Here is a 15,193-nt window from a genome sequence, read left to right on the forward strand (position 1 = left end):
GGCATTCGGCAGTTCTGCGGACGCGCTGTGGCAGGCCAGGCACGGACCATTGTGCCGTGCCACCACAAACGCGGGCCTCCGTTTAGTGGATCCCCTACAAAATGGAGTCCGACGGCGGCAGGTAACGTCAGAAACACCCCCATGCTTTGCTTGTACAACCCCGACAGGATTTCCATGAGCCAGACTGACACTGCCGTCAACGGCGCCGCCTCCCCCGACCGCCGCCGCTGGAACGCCACCGACCTTGGCCTGATCGCCGTCTTCGCCGCGCTTGTTGCCGGTTCCGCCCTTGTTCCCGGGATTGCGGCGAACGTCTTCGGCATCCCCATTACCTTCCAGACCCTCGCGGTGATGCTCACCGGACTGATGCTGGGCCCCACGCGAGGCTTCGCCGCCGTCGGGCTTTACACGCTTCTAGGGCTGGCCGGCCTGCCGATCTTCAGCCAGGGCCGCAGCGGCCTGGGCATCCTGGCCGGGCCGTCAGCCGGCTACATCATCGCTTTCCCCATTGCCGCGGCACTGGTCGGCTGGCTCGCCACCGTGGTCATCCGCCGCACCACACGGGCCCGGGCGCTGTGGTTCTTCCTGGCTGCCACGGTGACCAGCATCCTGGTGGTGCACTCCCTGGGCATCGCCGGCATCGTGATCAACACCAAGACCGGGTTGGGCCAGGCCTTCATGGCCGACCTTGTCTTCTACCCCGGAGACGTGATCAAGAACATCCTGGCGGCCGGGATTGCCGTGGCCCTGCACCGCGCCTTCCCCGACGTGCTGGTCCGCCGCGTGAAGCGGATCAACCGCTAACCGCCATGGCAATTTCCTTCCGCCAGGCCGCCGTCGCAGTAGACGTTGACAACCATCCGGAGCCCAAGACGCTGCTCCACGGCGTCACGCTGGAGCTGACCGAACGGCGCATCGGCGTGATCGGGGCCAACGGATCCGGCAAGTCAACGCTGCTGCGCCTGGTCAACGGCCTGGTCCAGCCGAGCTCCGGCACCGTGGCGGTGGACGGCGACGACACCGTCCGGGCCGTCCGGGCGGTCCGGCGGAACGTCGGCTTTGTCTTCACCGATCCGCTGTCCCAGCTGGTGATGCCCACAGGACGTGAAGATGTTGAACTCTCGCTCCGCCGCTCCGTCCGCAATGGAGCTGAACGGCGGCGCCTGGCGGAGGCCGCGCTGGAGCGGTTCGGGCTGCTGGGCCTCGCTGACCAGAGCATCTATGAACTTTCGGGCGGGGAACGCCAGCTGATGGCGTTGGCCGCCGTCCTGGCGGTGAACCCCTCGGTGCTGGTGCTGGATGAGCCGTCCACCCTGCTGGACCTGCGGAACCGCGAACTCCTGCGCCGCACACTGGCCGGCCTGGAGCAGCAGATCCTGATGTCAACGCACGATCTTGAGCTGGCCCTGGACATGGACCGCGTCCTGGTGATCGAGGCCGGACACGTGCTATTCGACGGCGACCCGGCCGAAGCTGTGGAGAGGTACCGAACGCTCTGCGCCGAAGGCCTGGCAGCACCGTGAGGGGGCACGGCTTCCTCCTGGCGAACTATGTCCCCGGCCGTTCGGTCATCCACCGCTGCCCGCTGGTCGTGAAGTTCCTGCTGGTGTTTGGCTGCGGCCTGGCGTCCTTCCTGATCGTGGACTGGCTGGTGTCCGCCGCAGTCCTCGCCGTGATGTGCGGGCTGTACCTCCTCGCCGGGGCCGGACCGCGCCGGCTCTTCGGGGCCATCCGTCCGCTGCTGCTCGTCCTGCCCGTGATCGGGCTGTTCCAGTGGTGGCAGCTCGGCGGTCCCACCGCGGCCCGGATCGTCCTGAACATCCTGGTTTGCATCGTGGCGGCCTCCCTGCTGACGGCCACCACGCCCATGCAGCGGTTGCTGGACGGCGTGGTGTCGCTGGCTACGCCTTTCCGGCGTTTTGGCGCGGATCCGGAACGCTTCGCACTGACCATCGCCGTGATGCTGCGTAGCATTCCGTACATTGCCGGCGCCTTCGCGGACGTCCGCGATTCAGCCCGGGCGCGGGGACTGGAACGGAACCCGCGCGCGCTGGTTCTGCCTGTCTTTATCACCACTGTGGCCTTTGCCCGGCAGACCGGTGAGGCGCTGGCCGCCCGCGGACTCGGCGACGCCGACGACTGACGGCACGGTTACTGCTGCCTAGCTGATGGTTTCGTACCGCAGCAGCGCCGCGGTTCCCATTCCGCCCGCGATACTGATCAGCGCCAGCGCCAGCTGGCCCTCTTTGCCTGAGGCGCGGGCCTGGGCCAGCAGCCGTGCTACCAGCACGGCCCCGGACGCCCCGTAGGCGTGACCCAGCGCCAGGGCGCCGCCGTCGGCATTCGCCCGGTACGGGTCAATTCCCAGGTGGTCCAGGCACGCGAGGGCCTGGGCCGCGAAGGCCTCGTTGAATTCCACGAGCCCCACGCTGGCAGCAGTGATGCCCGCGCCCGCCAGCAGTCTTTCAGCCGCAACGGCAGCGCCGATCCCCAGCAGTTCCGGATCCACTCCGGCCGTCTCCGTCGCCAGGACCAGGAGCCCGTCGGCTGCCCCCAGTTCGCGGGCGCGCTGCAGGGAAGTGATGACGACGGCGGAGGCGGCGTCGGCGTCGAAGCATGAGTTTCCGGCGGTGACCGTTCCCCCTCTAACAAAGGCAGGCGGGAAGCGCTTGAGGACGGCTGCGTTGAGTCCCGGGCGCGGGCCGTCATCCTTGCTGACGGTTCCGGAAGCTGTCTCCAGCGGAGTGATCTCGCCTTCGAAGAGACCGTCCCGGGCCGCAATGACGGCGCGCTGATGGCTGGCCAACGCAAAGGCATCCTGCCGGTCCCGGCCGACGGCGAACCGGGCGGCAACGTTCTCGGCGGCCACACCCATGTCCGGGTCTCCGAAGCTGGGCGGCACAAACCGGGCCCTGGAGAAGAAGTCCGGTTCGCCGTCGTCGTTCCGGTATGCCCGCAGCGGCGCGGTGCTGATGCTCTCCACTCCCCCGGCGAGATAGACAGGATTCCCGCCGGCGGCCACCAGCCTGGCGGCCATGACAATGGCGTCCAGGCCGGAGCCGCATTGGCGGTCCACTGTCAGGCCGGGCACGCTGACGGGAAGGCTGGCCTCCAGCAGGGCAAACCGGGCCACATTGCCGCCTCCGCCCACGGCATTGCCGATCACCACGTCTGCCACGCCGTCCGGGGAGACGTGGCTCTCGGCGAGAAGCTGCCTCAGGACAGGGGCGAGCAGCTGGTGGGCACGCAGGTCCTTCAAAGCGCCGTTGGAGCGGCACACCGGGGTCCGCCGGGCGGCGATGATTACGGGCTGCCGGTCGGCAGGCAGCGGCTCAGCGGCCGGGGGATCAGTGTCCACGGGTTTCAGTGTCCAAGTGGGCGGACCCGCTGGTCATGGGACCCGATCCACTCAAGGAGCATGTTCCGGCTCACCTTGCCGCGGTCCGTGGTGGGAAGCTCGGAGAGGGCGAAGTACTGCAGCGGGCGCTTGTCGCGCGCCAGGATGTTTTCGAGGCCGGCTTTGAGCTGGTTGGCGGAAATTCCGCCGTGCGCCGTGACCACGCCTGCAACGACGCGCTGGCCCCTGAGATCGTCGGGCATCCCGGCCGCGATGGCCGCCGCGACGCCGGGAACGGACGCCAGCGCGAGTTCCACTTCATGCGGGTAGACGTTCTTCCCGGAGGTGAGGATCATGTCGGCCCGCCGGCCCAGGATGTGCAGCCCATCCTCTGCCAGGTAGCCCTGGTCCCCCACTGTGAACCAGCCGTCGAAGGAACGAAGCGCCTCGCCGTCGTCGCCCCACAGGTAGCCGTTGCTGACCATGCCGCTGCGGACACAGATATTTCCGGCCTCGCCGTCCGGGAGCAGGGTTCCGTCGTCGTCAAGGATCCGGACCTCCACGCCCGGAAACGCGCGGCCGATTCCTGTGCCGCCGGCGTCGAGCTCCCCGGCCGGGAGGCCGGCGCCCGAGACGAAGCTCAGTTCGGAGGCACCGTAATACTCGAAAATCGTGGCGTTAGGAGCCCAGCGGCGGGCGGCTTCAAGGGTGCGGGCATCGAGTTTTGAGCCGGCGCAGATGATGGTGCGCACCCCGGCTGCGTCGACGCAGCCGGTGAGGCCGCGCTCACTGAGCAGCCGCAGCATGGTGGGGACCAGAACCAGGCGCGTCACGCCGTCGTGCGTGATGGCAGCGTGGACGTCGCCGACGTCGAAAGTCTCCAGTGTCTGGAACTCGGAGCCTGCGTAGAGGCACTCCGCCAGGGCATAGAGGTTCAGGCTCGCGGCCAGGGGGCCCGGGGCCAGGGTCACATCGTCCGGCCGGAGCCCAAAGAATTCGATGGAGGCGTCGAAGGACTTCCGCCAGGACTGCCTCGAACGGGTGAACGCCTTAGGTACCGAGGTGGTGCCGGAGGTCAGGCCGACCAGGAACGTGGTTTCGGGCGGACCGTCGGCCAGGGTGTCGTCCGCGGCCACGTCGCCGGGTTGGGCTGACCCGTCCAGCCGCTGGCGGATTTCCTGCTGCAGTTGTGCCGGCCACGTCGGGTCCAGGACGGCGCACTGGCGCTCCCCGGCCACTGCCGCGGCAAACCGGACAGCGAAGTCAACAGAGTTGCTTTCCGCCAGGACAGTGACAGCTTTGGCGTCGGACACGGCGGCCGTTGCGGAGTCGCGGAGTTCAGCCCAGCTCAGGCGCCGGCCGGCCACAACGACGGCGGTGTCGTGCGGGCGGTCATCGGCCCAGCGCTGGATTCGATCAAGAAAAGGCATCGACCCAACTTTACCGGCAGGGCACTCGTTGGCTCTGCCTGCGGGGTCTATTGTGACTCTATGAGCTTCAATGACAACGTCCAGCTGGATCCCTCCCAGGTGCAGGACCGCCGCGGCGGAGGCCGCGGCGGTCTTATTGGCGGCGGGATCGGCGGCGGGCTGATCCTGCTTATTGCCGCCCTGCTGGGCGTCAACCCCCAGTTGCTCGAGGGCCTCACCGGCGCGGGGCAGGAGCCGCAAAGCCAAGGCACCGCACCTGCCTGCGAGACAGGCGCCGACGCCGACGCCCGGCTGGACTGCCGGATTACCGGCACAGTGAACAGCCTCAATGCCTTCTGGCCTGCCTACCTGACGGACTACGGCGTGCAGTATCCCCAGCCGGAGACAGTCATCTTCGCCGACGGCGTCAGCACCGGCTGCGGGAATGCCTCGAGCGCGGTGGGCCCGTTCTACTGCCCCACCGACACCACTGCCTATTTCGATCCCGGCTTTTTCCAGGAGCTTGTGGACCGGTTCGGCTCCTCCGGCGGTCCGCTGGCGCAGGAGTACGTGGTGGCTCACGAATTCGGCCACCACATCCAGAACGTACTGGGGTATCTTGACCGTGCCCAGCAGGATCCGCAGGGGCCGGAGTCCGGTGCCGTCAGAACGGAGCTGCAGGCTGACTGCTACGCCGGCCTCTGGGTAAAGCACGCCTCAACCCAGCCTGGCCCCGACGGCCAGCCGTTCCTTGAACCGATCACCCAGCAGGACCTGAACGACGCGCTGTCCGCCGCCTCGGCAGTGGGCGATGACCGGATCCAGGAGGCCGCCACCGGCCAGGTATCGCCGGAAGCGTGGACGCACGGGTCCAGTGAGCAGCGGCAGAAGTGGTTCTACACCGGCTACCAGACCGGCGACATCAACCAGTGCGACACATTCGCGGCAGCCACCCTTTAGGGGCTTCACTCCGCTGGGTGGGCCCACTCCGGCAGGGTTCCCTGGCCGAGCTTGCGAGGCTAGGGGGCTGGCAGGGAACGACGACGGCCGGTTACCTTAGCGATGAAGGTAACCGGCCGGCGTCGTACTTCTTGCAGTTCTAGATGTTGAAGCCGAGGGCCCGCATCTGGTCCTTGCCGTCGTCCGTGATCCGCTCCGGACCCCATGGCGGCATCCAGACCCAGTTCAGGCGCCAGTCATCAACGATGCCGTCCAGGGCCTTCCCCACCTGCTCCTCGATGACATCGGTGAGCGGGCAGGCGGCCGTGGTGAGCGTCATGTCGATCAGCAGCGCGCCGTCGTCGTCGGAGTACTTCAGACCGTACAGCAGCCCGAGGTCAACGATGTTCACGCCGAGCTCCGGGTCGATGACGTCCTTGAGCGCCTCTTCGACATCCTCCAGGGCCGTGCGGGCCGTATTGGTTTCGGTCATGGCAAGTCCTTACTAGGCCTGTGCTGCGGCGGCGATGGTGGCTGCGCCGGCGCCCGTGGCGTAACGGTCGTAGCCTTCTTCTTCGAGGCGGTCGGCCAGCTCCGGGCCGCCCTCTTCAACAACCTGGCCGTCAACGAACACGTGGACGAAGTCAGGCTTGATGTAGCGCAGGATGCGGGTGTAGTGCGTGATGAGGAGCGTGCCCATGTTGCCTTCGGCGTGGGCGCGGTTGACGCCCTCGGAGACAACCTTCAGGGCGTCGACGTCCAGGCCGGAGTCGGTCTCGTCGAGGATGGCGAACTTCGGCTTGAAGAGTTCCAGCTGGAGGATCTCCACGCGTTTCTTCTCGCCGCCGGAGAAGCCTTCGTTGACGTTGCGCTGGGCGAAGTCGGCGTCGATGCGCAGCTTCTGCATGGCGTCCTTGACTTCCTTGGTCCACGTGCGCAGCTTGGGTGCTTCGCCGTCGATGGCGGTCTTGGCGGTCCGCAGGAAGTTGGTCATGGAGACACCGGGGACCTCCACGGGGTACTGCATGGCCAGGAAAACGCCGGCGCGGGCGCGCTGGTCAACGCTCATCGCCAGGACGTCTTCGCCGTCGAGCGTGATGGAGCCGGACGTGACGTTGTAGCGCGGGTGCCCGGCGATGGTGGACGCCAGGGTGGACTTGCCGGATCCGTTGGGGCCCATGATGGCGTGGGTCTGGCCGGTCTTGATGGTCAGGCTGACGCCCTTCAGGATCTCCTTGGTGCCCTGCTCCGTGTCAATGCTGACGTGCAGGTCCTTGATCTCAAGAGTAGACATAGGTCTTGTTCTCCTCTGCACCGTGCCCTCGGCGGCGGTGCGGTCTTTGTCTGGAAGTTTTTGGTTCTGTTGCTGTGTCCGGCTGGCGCCGGGGTGATGCTGCTAGCTGAAGTTCGGGGCTTCCGCACCGTTGAGGACGTTCGTGAAGTCCACGTAGACCTCGTCTCCGAGGATCTCGACGGCGAACACCGGAACGGGATCGTAGGCGGGCAGCTGAAGCGGCTCGCCGCTGCGCAGGTCGAACTGGGAGCCGTGCCCCCAGCACTCGATCATGCACCCCTCCACTTCACCCTCGGACAGTGAGATGTCCGCGTGCGAGCAGGTGTCTCCGATGGCGTGGATTTCGCCCATGGAATCCTTCACGATGGCTACCGGGTAGTCATCGATCAGGATCCGGAGCGCCTGCTTGAGCTGGATTTCATCCGTCTTGCAGACAAGCTCGCCCTTTGGCTGTTCAGTCATCTGTGCTTTTCCCGTGCAGTCTCAGTTGTCCGTCAGCGCGAGTTCGCGCTCAACAGCGTCAGTGAGGCGCTCTTCGATTGCCGGTACCTTGATCTGCTGGATGATCTCGTGCAGGAAGCCGCGGACCACCAGGCGGCGGGCAACATCCTCGGGGATGCCGCGGGCCATCAGGTAGAACAGGTGCTCGTCGTCCAGGCGGCCGGTGGCGCTGGCGTGGCCGGCGCCCTCGATCAGTCCGGTTTCGATTTCGAGGTTCGGCACCGAGTCGGCGCGGGCGCCGTCCGTGAGGAGCAGGTTGCGGTTGGCCTCGTAGGTGTCGGTGCCTTCTGCTTCCTTGCGGATCAGGACGTCACCAACCCAGACTGCGTGGGCATTGCGGCCCTGCAGGGCGCCCTTGTACAGCACGTTGGATTTGCAGTTGGCCACAGCGTGGTCAACGAACAGGCGCTGTTCCAGGTGCTGGCCGGCGTCGGCGAAGTACAGGCCGAACAGCTCGGCCTCTCCACCGGGAGCGGTGAAGCGTGCAGACGGGGTAACGCGCACAAGGTCACCGCCGAGGCTGACCATGACGTGCTTGAACTTTGCGTCACGGCCGATCTTTGCCTGCTGGGAGGAGGCGTGCACGGCGTCGTTGTTCCATTCCTGGAGCGTGACAACGGTCAGGTTGGCGCCGTCTTCGACGACGATCTCGACGTTCTCGGACACCACGGCAGAACCCTGGTGGTCCAGGACCACAACGGCCTTGGAGAACTTCTCCGCGACGATCACGATGTGCTGGGCCGCGGCCTCCGTCGACGTGCCTTCGATCAGGACGGCGATCTCGGTCCCGGCTTCGAACTCAGCCGGAACCGTGATGACGGTGGCTTCGCTGAAGTTCTCCCAGGCGTTGGCGGACACGCGGTCCTCCGGGATGCCGGCAGAACCGATGCGCTTGTCCCCGCGGGCCACGGTTTCCACCGTGACCCGGTCCGGGCCGCTGACGGTGACGGTGGGAGCCGCGCCGGCAAGGACCTCATTGTGCAGGCCGCGCAGGCGCTTGAGCGGGGTGAACCGCCAGTCTTCCTCCAGGCCGGTGAGCGGCTTGAAGTCCGACAGCGTGTAGGAGGTCAGGCGTCCGGCGCGTGAGCTGTCCGGGATGCCCACTCCGCCGCCGTGCGAGTGGCTCTTGACCGCTTCGCCGGCCAGGGGCGCCTTCGACGCGTTCGCATTGATCGGAGACAGGCTTTCGCCCTCTTCCGTGAAACCGTCAATAAACGGCTGGGCTGAGGGCGCGCCGATGCGGGCCTTTTCAGTAGTGATTTCAGTCATCGTTATCCGACGGACCCTTCCATCTGCAGTTCAATCAGGCGGTTCAGCTCAAGTGCGTACTCCATCGGGAGTTCGCGGGCGATGGGCTCGATGAAGCCACGGACGATCATCGCCATGGCCTCGTCTTCGCGCATGCCGCGGGACATCAGGTAGAAGAGCTGCTCTTCGCTGACCCGGGAAACAGTTGCCTCATGGCCCATCACCACGTCATCCTCACGGATGTCGATGTACGGGTAAGTGTCCGACCGGCTGATGGTGTCCACCAGCAGCGCGTCGCAGCGGACGGTGTTGGCCGAGTGCTTGGCACCTTCACGGACCTGGACCAGGCCACGGTAGGCAGCACGTCCGCCGCCGCGGGCCACGGACTTGGAAATGATGGAGCTCTTGGTGTTCGGCGCGATGTGCACCATCTTCGAACCGGTGTCCTGGTGCTGGCCGGCGCCGGCGAAGGCGATGGACAGCGTCTCGCCCTTGGCGTACTCGCCCACGAGGTAGACGGCCGGGTACTTCATGGTGACCTTGGAGCCGATGTTGCCGTCAACCCATTCCATGGTGGCGCCTTCTTCGCAGATGGCACGCTTGGTCACCAGGTTGTACACGTTGGTGGACCAGTTCTGGATGGTGGTGTAGCGGACGCGGGCGCCCTTCTTGACGATGATTTCCACCACGGCGGAGTGCAGCGAGTCCGAGGTGTAGATCGGCGCGGTGCAGCCTTCGATGTAGTGGACATAGGAGTCCTCGTCGGCGATGATCAGCGTCCGCTCGAACTGGCCCATGTTTTCCGTGTTGATGCGGAAGTATGCCTGCAGCGGGATATCCACGTGGACGCCCTTGGGGACGTACACGAAGGATCCGCCGGACCAGACGGCGGTGTTCAGCGACGCGAACTTGTTGTCGCCCACGGGAATGACGGTGCCGAAGTACTCCTGGAAGATCTCCGGGTGCTCGCGCAGCGCGGTGTCGGTGTCCAGGAAGATGACGCCCTGGGCTTCGAGGTCCTCGCGGATCTGGTGGTAGACCACCTCGGACTCGTACTGTGCGGCCACGCCGGAGACGAGGCGGCTGCGCTCAGCTTCCGGGATGCCCAGTTTCTCGTACGTGTTCCGGATGTCCTCGGGCAGGTCTTCCCAGGTGGCGGCCTGCTTCTCGGTGGAGCGGACAAAGTACTTGATGTTGTCGAAGTCGATGCCGGAGAGGTCTGCACCCCAGGTGGGCATGGGCTTGCGGTCGAAGTACTTCAGGCCCTTCAGGCGAAGGTCCAGCATCCACTGCGGTTCGCTCTTTTTGTCCGAAATATCACGGACTACTTCGTCGTTGATACCGCGACGGGCGTTGGCGCCGACATCATTCTTGTCGGACCAGCCGTACTCGTACGTGCCGATGCCGTGGAGCTCGGGATTCTTTTCCAGAATCTCCGAGATCACAGTGTCTTCGGCTACCGCTTTCTCTGATAGTTGGTCCGTCATCACGGCCTTTCTTGCTGATGGTTGGTTACTTCATCCAGGCTGGCGGGGGCTGTCTGCGGGACGTTAGGTCCCCCGGCAGCCAGCCGGCCTGTGGGTATATGGGTGGTGCAGACGTGTCCGCCGCGCGCGAGCGTGGACAGGCGGCGCACGTCAACGCCTACCAGCCGGGAGAACAATTCTGTCTCCACATCGCAGAAAACGGGGAACTCGGCGGCGAGCTGCTGGATGGGGCAATGGCCCTGGCACAGCTGGACACTGGACAGGGCTGCCGGCAGCGGCGCCTTGGCCTCGATCGACGCGGCAGAGGCCACAAAGCCGTCGCGGCTGAGCGCATCCGCGAGTACGCGGGCACGGGCAGTAATGTCCGGTCCGGCCTGTTCTATCTCCGGTGCGTAGCGGCGTTCCATCTCGGCGAAGCGTTCGACGGCGAATTGGCGCACTGCTTCTTCGCCCGCCACTGCCTGGAGCTGCTTGAGCGCGAGGGTGGCGATGTCGAGGTAATCGTTGCCCAGCGACGACTGGCCCTGGGAACTCAGGACGTAGCGGCGGGCAGGCCGGCCTGCGCCGGCCCCGGCCTTCGCGACGCGTTTGACCTCAATGACGCCGGTGCGGGAAAGGTGGTCCAGGTGGCGGCGGACCGCAGCGGGTGTAAAGCCGAGGAGGTCGCCGAGTTCGGCGGCGCTGACCGGACCGTGCTCCAGAACTGCGCCGAGGACCCGGTCACGGGTACGCTCGTCTGCGTCAGCCACCGGAACGGCGGCGATGTGGCCGCGCTCGGCGGAGGCGCGCGGCGCCCCGTGCCCGGCAAAAGGCACAGCAGTAGCATTGGTCATGGAATACACAACACAATCATGTCGTAATTTACTCCCCCGTTCCAGTAAGGCGAGGCTGACCTGCGCTGGCATCAGGATCATCGGGCCAAGTACTACATCGCGTAGAATGCTGGGGTGCGTTCCCCCGAATCCCCGGTTCTGTCCATCAGCGGGTTAATTAAGGATGTTGGTCCGCTGGCCACCCTGGACGGAAAGATGCTCCGGGTGGTGAGCGGCGTCTCCCTCGTCGCCGAACGGGGCCAGGTCACCGCCCTCCTCGGCGCCAACGGCGCCGGCAAAACCACCACCATCGAGTGCGCCCAGGGCCTGCAGACCCGCAGCGGCGGAACGATTTCCCTGCTGGGCCAGGATCCCGCCACGGCAGGCGCTGACCTTCGCGCCCGCGTCGGTGTGATGCTGCAGGACGGCGGCCTCCCGCCGTCGGCCCGTCCCATCCCGCTCCTGCGGCACATCGCCGGGATGTACGCCAGCCCCCGGCCGGTGGACGAACTGGTTGAGCGGCTGGGCATTGATACGTTCAGCAGGACCTCGGTCCGCAGGCTCTCCGGCGGGCAAAAGCAGCGGCTGGCGCTGGCCGCCGCGCTGATCGGCAACCCCGAGGTGCTTTTCCTTGACGAGCCCAGCGCAGGCCTCGATCCGCAGTCGCGGCAGCTGGTCTTTGAACTGATCGGCGAACTCCGGGACTCCGGGATGGGCATCATCCTGACCACGCACCTCATGGACGACGCCCAGCGGCTGGCGGACTACGTGTACATCATCGACGCCGGGCGGAACGTAGCAGAAGGGACCGTCGCCCAGCTGCTGCAGCGGGACCCCGCCGTCGAGTCCGGCACCGAGCATATCCGGACCCTGTTCTTTGAGGCCCCCGCCGGGCTTGACCTCACCGGTGTCCTCCCCGAAGCGATCGCCGTCAGTGAAACACGCGCCGGCAGTTACGTTGCCACGGGGCCGCTGACGCCCCAGGACCTCGCGTCCCTTGCCGTATGGTGGGCCGCCCACGGCGTGATGCCCGGCTCGATGAGCCTGGAAGCGCGCAGCCTCGAAGACGTCTTCCTGGACATTTCGGGAAAGGACATCCGATGACAATTTCCCCCATTGCGCCTCCGGGCCAGGCGCCGGCACCCCTGCTGCGGCGCATCCTGCTGCAGGGTAAGTACGAATCACTTGCGATGCTCCGGAATGGCGAGCAGCTCATCCTGGCAGTGGTCCTTCCGCTGCTTGCCCTGGTGGGCCTGACGGTGACTCCCCTCCTGGACGGGCTGGGCGGAAGCCGCGTCAACGTCGCCGTCCCGGGGATCCTGGCGCTGTGTGCCATGTCCACCGCCTTCACCGGCCAGGGCATTGCCACCGGCTTCGACCGCCGCTACGGGGTCCTGCGCTTCCTCTCCACCACCCCGCTGGGCCGCACCGGACTCATTGCAGGCAAAGTATTGGCAGTGCTGGCGGTGCTCGCCCTCCAGGTTGTGGTGATCACGGCCGTGGCCCTGCCCCTCGGCTGGAACCCGCCCGCAGCAGGCTGGCTGCCCGGCCTTGGACTGCTGGTCCTGGGCGCCGCGGCGTTTACTGCCCTGGGGCTCCTGGTGGCAGGAACCGTGCGGCCCGAAGCGACGCTCGCCATCACCAACCTGCTGTGGATCCTGCTCGGCGCACTGGGCGGAATCGTCATTCCCGCCGAGCGGTTGCCCGCCGCCGCGCAGGGAATCGTTCACTACCTGCCTTCGGGCGCACTCGGGGAGGCCCTGCGCGAGGCCTTCCTGCTCGGCACCATCGACGTCGGTGCCGCCCTAATCCTGCTGGTCTGGACGGTTCTTGCCGGAGCAGCAGCCATCCGTTGGTTCAAGTGGAATTGAGAAAACCGTGAGCACGGCTTCACGCCTCCCCCAGCTCGCCGGACGCCTGGCGGCCCGGCTTCCCCGTACTGTTGATGCCCGCGTCCGGCGCCTGGCAGTGGCATCCCTTATCGGACAGACGCTGCTGGTTGTCACCGGCGGCGCCGTCCGGCTGACGGCCTCAGGCCTGGGCTGCCCGACCTGGCCGCGCTGCACCGACACGTCCCTCGTGAACACGCCGGAGATGGGGATCCACGGCTTCATCGAATTCGGCAACCGGCTCCTGACCTTCGCCCTGGCCGCCGTCGCCGTCCTGATGCTGGTCTACTTGTGGAACCTGCGCAAGGAACGCCGGGACCTCTTCCTGCTGGCGCTGGGCCTGCTCGCCAGCATCCCGGCCCAGGCCGTCATCGGCGGCATCACGGTGCTGACCAACCTCAACCCGTGGGTGGTGGGGCTGCACTTCCTGGTGTCCATGGCACTGGTGGTCATTGCCACCCTGCTGGTTAACCGGGCCTATGGGCGGACCGGCCGCTTTGCCTCACTCTCCCTGCCCGCGTTGCCGGGTGTGCTGCGCCCGGTGAGCGCCGCCGTCGCGCTTTTCTCCGCTGTGGCAGTGATGCTTGGCGTGGTGGTCACGGGTGCCGGCCCGCACGCCGGCGATGCCGACGCGCCCCGCAACGGCCTCGACTGGGACCTGTTCTCCCACATCCATGCCGTGCCCGCGTACCTGATCACTGCCGGAACGCTGTTCGCGATGGTGCTGGTGTTTGCCCGCCGGATTCCCGGACCGTTCCGGACCTCTGTGATCCTGCTTCTGGTGGTGACGCTGCTGCAGGCCGTCATCGGCTTCACCCAGTACTACAACGGCATCCCCGCGCTGCTGGTGGGGGCGCACATGCTGGGTGCGGCGCTGCTGATGAGCGCGGCTACCAACGCCGCCGACGTCGCCCGTTCCAGCCCCGTGAAGTAGCCCGCGGCGCGGCTCCAGCCACGCGCAACAAACCCCCGCAACCCCGCGACTAACCCAGCGACCCAGGCAGGCGCCCCGGTTCTCCAGAACCGGGGCGCCTCCCGTTAACAGGACGCTCTATCAGATCCTGTCGGTTTCCCGGCGGCGCTCTATCAGATCCTGTCGGTTTTTCCCGGACCCTCTGGCAGATCCTGCACAACGCAAAACCCTCCCGCACCAGTAAAAACGGTGAGAGAGGGTTTCGAATTTTCCGACAGGACGTGCAAGAGCGTCGGGTGAAAACCTGCAGGAAGTGAGAGAGCGTCCTGGAAGGTTAGCTGCCCATGACTGCCGGGCCCACGAACGGGTCGACCGCCAGGGCGATGAAAAGCAGCGTCAGGTAGCTGATGGAGCCGTGGAAGACCTTCATGGCGCGCTTGTCCGAGATGTCCTCGCGCTGCGCCCGGTTGTACAGCGCGTGCGACTCATACAGGAACCAGGCGCCGGCGAGGACAGCCGTGGCTGTGTAGACCCAGCCCGCGCCGCCGGCCGGAACCATCAGCAATGAGCAGACCACCATGGCCCACGCGTAGAGCACCACCTGGACAGAGACCACCTTGGCGCCGGCGATGGCGCCGAGCATGGGCACGTTGGCATTTCGGTAGTCCTCGCCGTAGCGCATGGAAAGCGGCCAGTAGTGCGGCGGGGTCCAGAGGAAGATCACCATAAACAGGATGACGGCCGGCCACTCCACGGAGTTGGTCACGGCGGCCCAGGCGATCAGCACCGGGAAACAGCCCGCGGCGCCGCCCCACACAATGTTCTGTGCTGTGCGGCGCTTGAGGATGATGGTGTAGATGACCACGTAGAAGAAGATGGCGCCCAGGCCCAGCCAGGCGGACAGCGGGTTGGCGCCGAACCAGAGGATCGCGATGGCGGCGGCGCCGAGGACCCAGGAGAAAATGAGGGCTTCGCGCGGCGTGACCTCGCCCGTGACGAGCGGCCGGTTTTCCGTCCGGTGCATCAGTTTGTCGATGTCGCGGTCAATGTAGCAGTTAAAGGCTCCTGCGCTGCCTGCCGCGAACGCACCGCCGACAAGCGTGGCCAGGATCAGGCCAATGGAAGGGAAGCCGCGCTCCGCATAGATCATGGTAGGCAGCGTGCTGACCAGCAGCAGCTCGATGACGCGGGGCTTGGTGAGGGCGAGATACGCCTTGGCTTTGCGGGCCAGTCCGGCTCCCCCTCGGGCGCGGGAAGCGTTCAGCGGCGTATCGGTTGTGCTCACGGTGGCGGTCACCCGTTCTGTTTGGCAAGTCTGTCTGTCGGTGCAGCTGTCAGTAGCGGCCGTTACCCGGGCAGCCCGC

Annotated in this window: 16 protein-coding genes; 7 read left to right on the forward strand and 9 right to left on the reverse strand. The window is 66.4% G+C overall.

Annotated elements, in window-relative coordinates:
* The first annotated feature begins 174 nt into the window (after nucleotides 1–174).
* From ABV518_RS15930 to ABV518_RS15940, 3 genes are read left to right on the forward strand one after another with little or no spacing between them, the layout of a single operon-like run.
* Complete coding sequence (locus tag ABV518_RS15930; protein ID WP_367768511.1) at nucleotides 175–804, forward strand: biotin transporter BioY; 630 nt, start codon at nucleotides 175–177, stop codon at nucleotides 802–804.
* 5 nt (nucleotides 805–809) lie between these two features.
* Complete coding sequence (locus ABV518_RS15935; protein WP_367768514.1) at nucleotides 810–1,523, forward strand: energy-coupling factor ABC transporter ATP-binding protein; 714 nt, start codon at nucleotides 810–812, stop codon at nucleotides 1,521–1,523.
* Complete coding sequence (locus ABV518_RS15940) at nucleotides 1,520–2,143, forward strand: energy-coupling factor transporter transmembrane protein EcfT (RefSeq protein ID WP_367768516.1); 624 nt, start codon at nucleotides 1,520–1,522, stop codon at nucleotides 2,141–2,143. The genes ABV518_RS15935 and ABV518_RS15940 overlap by 4 nt, the downstream gene beginning before the upstream one ends.
* A gap of 18 nt (nucleotides 2,144–2,161) precedes the next feature.
* Here the strand turns inward: ABV518_RS15940 and ABV518_RS15945 are convergent, their stop codons facing one another.
* Both ABV518_RS15945 and ABV518_RS15950 read right to left on the reverse strand, forming a co-directional pair.
* Complete coding sequence (locus ABV518_RS15945) at nucleotides 2,162–3,358, reverse strand: thiolase family protein (protein WP_367768519.1); 1,197 nt, start codon at nucleotides 3,356–3,358, stop codon at nucleotides 2,162–2,164.
* 5 nt (nucleotides 3,359–3,363) lie between these two features.
* Nucleotides 3,364–4,767: a class I adenylate-forming enzyme family protein gene (locus tag ABV518_RS15950; protein ID WP_367768522.1), complete on the reverse strand. Its 1,404-nt coding sequence runs from the start codon at nucleotides 4,765–4,767 to the stop codon at nucleotides 3,364–3,366.
* A 60-nt stretch (nucleotides 4,768–4,827) separates the two neighbouring features.
* Between ABV518_RS15950 and ABV518_RS15955 the strand changes: the two genes are divergently transcribed.
* Nucleotides 4,828–5,706 (forward strand): neutral zinc metallopeptidase, encoded by an 879-nt coding sequence (locus tag ABV518_RS15955; protein WP_367768524.1) that lies wholly within the window; start codon nucleotides 4,828–4,830, stop codon nucleotides 5,704–5,706.
* Nucleotides 5,707–5,845: 139 nt separating this feature from the next.
* Here the strand turns inward: ABV518_RS15955 and ABV518_RS15960 are convergent, their stop codons facing one another.
* From ABV518_RS15960 to ABV518_RS15985, 6 genes are all read right to left on the reverse strand, one after another.
* The gene (locus tag ABV518_RS15960; protein WP_131132952.1) at nucleotides 5,846–6,178 is read right to left on the reverse strand and encodes a metal-sulfur cluster assembly factor; all 333 of its coding nucleotides are present in this window, start codon (nucleotides 6,176–6,178) and stop codon (nucleotides 5,846–5,848) included.
* Nucleotides 6,179–6,190: 12 nt separating this feature from the next.
* Nucleotides 6,191–6,979 (reverse strand): Fe-S cluster assembly ATPase SufC, encoded by a 789-nt coding sequence (gene sufC / locus ABV518_RS15965; protein WP_131132951.1) that lies wholly within the window; start codon nucleotides 6,977–6,979, stop codon nucleotides 6,191–6,193.
* Between the two features lie 102 nt (nucleotides 6,980–7,081).
* Entirely contained in the window at nucleotides 7,082–7,441 is a 360-nt protein-coding gene (locus ABV518_RS15970) for a non-heme iron oxygenase ferredoxin subunit (protein WP_131132950.1), read from the reverse strand.
* A 21-nt stretch (nucleotides 7,442–7,462) separates the two neighbouring features.
* On the reverse strand, nucleotides 7,463–8,749 hold the full coding sequence (gene sufD, locus ABV518_RS15975; RefSeq protein WP_367768528.1) for a Fe-S cluster assembly protein SufD: 1,287 nt from the start codon (nucleotides 8,747–8,749) through the stop codon (nucleotides 7,463–7,465).
* A gap of 2 nt (nucleotides 8,750–8,751) precedes the next feature.
* Nucleotides 8,752–10,215: a Fe-S cluster assembly protein SufB gene (gene sufB / locus ABV518_RS15980; RefSeq protein ID WP_131132948.1), complete on the reverse strand. Its 1,464-nt coding sequence runs from the start codon at nucleotides 10,213–10,215 to the stop codon at nucleotides 8,752–8,754.
* Nucleotides 10,215–11,048, reverse strand: a complete 834-nt coding sequence (locus tag ABV518_RS15985) for a helix-turn-helix transcriptional regulator (protein WP_367768532.1) — start codon at nucleotides 11,046–11,048, stop codon at nucleotides 10,215–10,217. Before ABV518_RS15985 ends, sufB begins: the two co-directional genes overlap by 1 nt.
* Nucleotides 11,049–11,162: 114 nt before the next feature.
* Between ABV518_RS15985 and ABV518_RS15990 the strand changes: the two genes are divergently transcribed.
* From ABV518_RS15990 to ABV518_RS16000, 3 genes are read left to right on the forward strand one after another with little or no spacing between them, the layout of a single operon-like run.
* Complete coding sequence (locus ABV518_RS15990) at nucleotides 11,163–12,131, forward strand: ABC transporter ATP-binding protein (protein ID WP_367768536.1); 969 nt, start codon at nucleotides 11,163–11,165, stop codon at nucleotides 12,129–12,131.
* On the forward strand, nucleotides 12,128–12,898 hold the full coding sequence (locus ABV518_RS15995; protein WP_367768539.1) for an ABC transporter permease: 771 nt from the start codon (nucleotides 12,128–12,130) through the stop codon (nucleotides 12,896–12,898). The genes ABV518_RS15990 and ABV518_RS15995 overlap by 4 nt, the downstream gene beginning before the upstream one ends.
* Nucleotides 12,899–12,905: 7 nt before the next feature.
* Entirely contained in the window at nucleotides 12,906–13,850 is a 945-nt protein-coding gene (locus ABV518_RS16000) for a heme A synthase (RefSeq protein WP_367768542.1), read from the forward strand.
* A 313-nt stretch (nucleotides 13,851–14,163) separates the two neighbouring features.
* Here ABV518_RS16000 and ABV518_RS16005 read toward each other — a convergent pair whose 3' ends face one another.
* A complete protein-coding gene (locus ABV518_RS16005) occupies nucleotides 14,164–15,126 on the reverse strand; it encodes a heme o synthase (RefSeq protein ID WP_131132943.1) in 963 nt (320 codons plus the stop codon).
* Nucleotides 15,127–15,193 lie beyond the last annotated feature (67 nt).

Source organism: Arthrobacter sp. HS15c, from assembly GCF_040812005.1.
Classification (GTDB): Bacteria; Actinomycetota; Actinomycetes; order Actinomycetales; family Micrococcaceae; genus Arthrobacter.

What these genes read in the sequence shown, in the direction of transcription:
- sufC (WP_131132951.1), bottom strand. Translation starts at nt 6,979, where the DNA reads ATGTCTACTCTTGAGATCAAGGACCTGCACGTCAGCATTGACACGGAG.
- ABV518_RS15950 (WP_367768522.1), bottom strand. Translation starts at nt 4,767, where the DNA reads ATGCCTTTTCTTGATCGAATCCAGCGCTGGGCCGATGACCGCCCGCAC.
- ABV518_RS15960 (WP_131132952.1), bottom strand. Translation starts at nt 6,178, where the DNA reads ATGACCGAAACCAATACGGCCCGCACGGCCCTGGAGGATGTCGAAGAG.
- ABV518_RS15955 (WP_367768524.1), top strand. Translation starts at nt 4,828, where the DNA reads ATGAGCTTCAATGACAACGTCCAGCTGGATCCCTCCCAGGTGCAGGAC.
- ABV518_RS15985 (WP_367768532.1), bottom strand. Translation starts at nt 11,048, where the DNA reads ATGACCAATGCTACTGCTGTGCCTTTTGCCGGGCACGGGGCGCCGCGC.
- sufB (WP_131132948.1), bottom strand. Translation starts at nt 10,215, where the DNA reads ATGACGGACCAACTATCAGAGAAAGCGGTAGCCGAAGACACTGTGATC.
- ABV518_RS15930 (WP_367768511.1), top strand. Translation starts at nt 175, where the DNA reads ATGAGCCAGACTGACACTGCCGTCAACGGCGCCGCCTCCCCCGACCGC.
- ABV518_RS15995 (WP_367768539.1), top strand. Translation starts at nt 12,128, where the DNA reads ATGACAATTTCCCCCATTGCGCCTCCGGGCCAGGCGCCGGCACCCCTG.
- ABV518_RS15935 (WP_367768514.1), top strand. Translation starts at nt 810, where the DNA reads ATGGCAATTTCCTTCCGCCAGGCCGCCGTCGCAGTAGACGTTGACAAC.
- sufD (WP_367768528.1), bottom strand. Translation starts at nt 8,749, where the DNA reads ATGACTGAAATCACTACTGAAAAGGCCCGCATCGGCGCGCCCTCAGCC.
- ABV518_RS15970 (WP_131132950.1), bottom strand. Translation starts at nt 7,441, where the DNA reads ATGACTGAACAGCCAAAGGGCGAGCTTGTCTGCAAGACGGATGAAATC.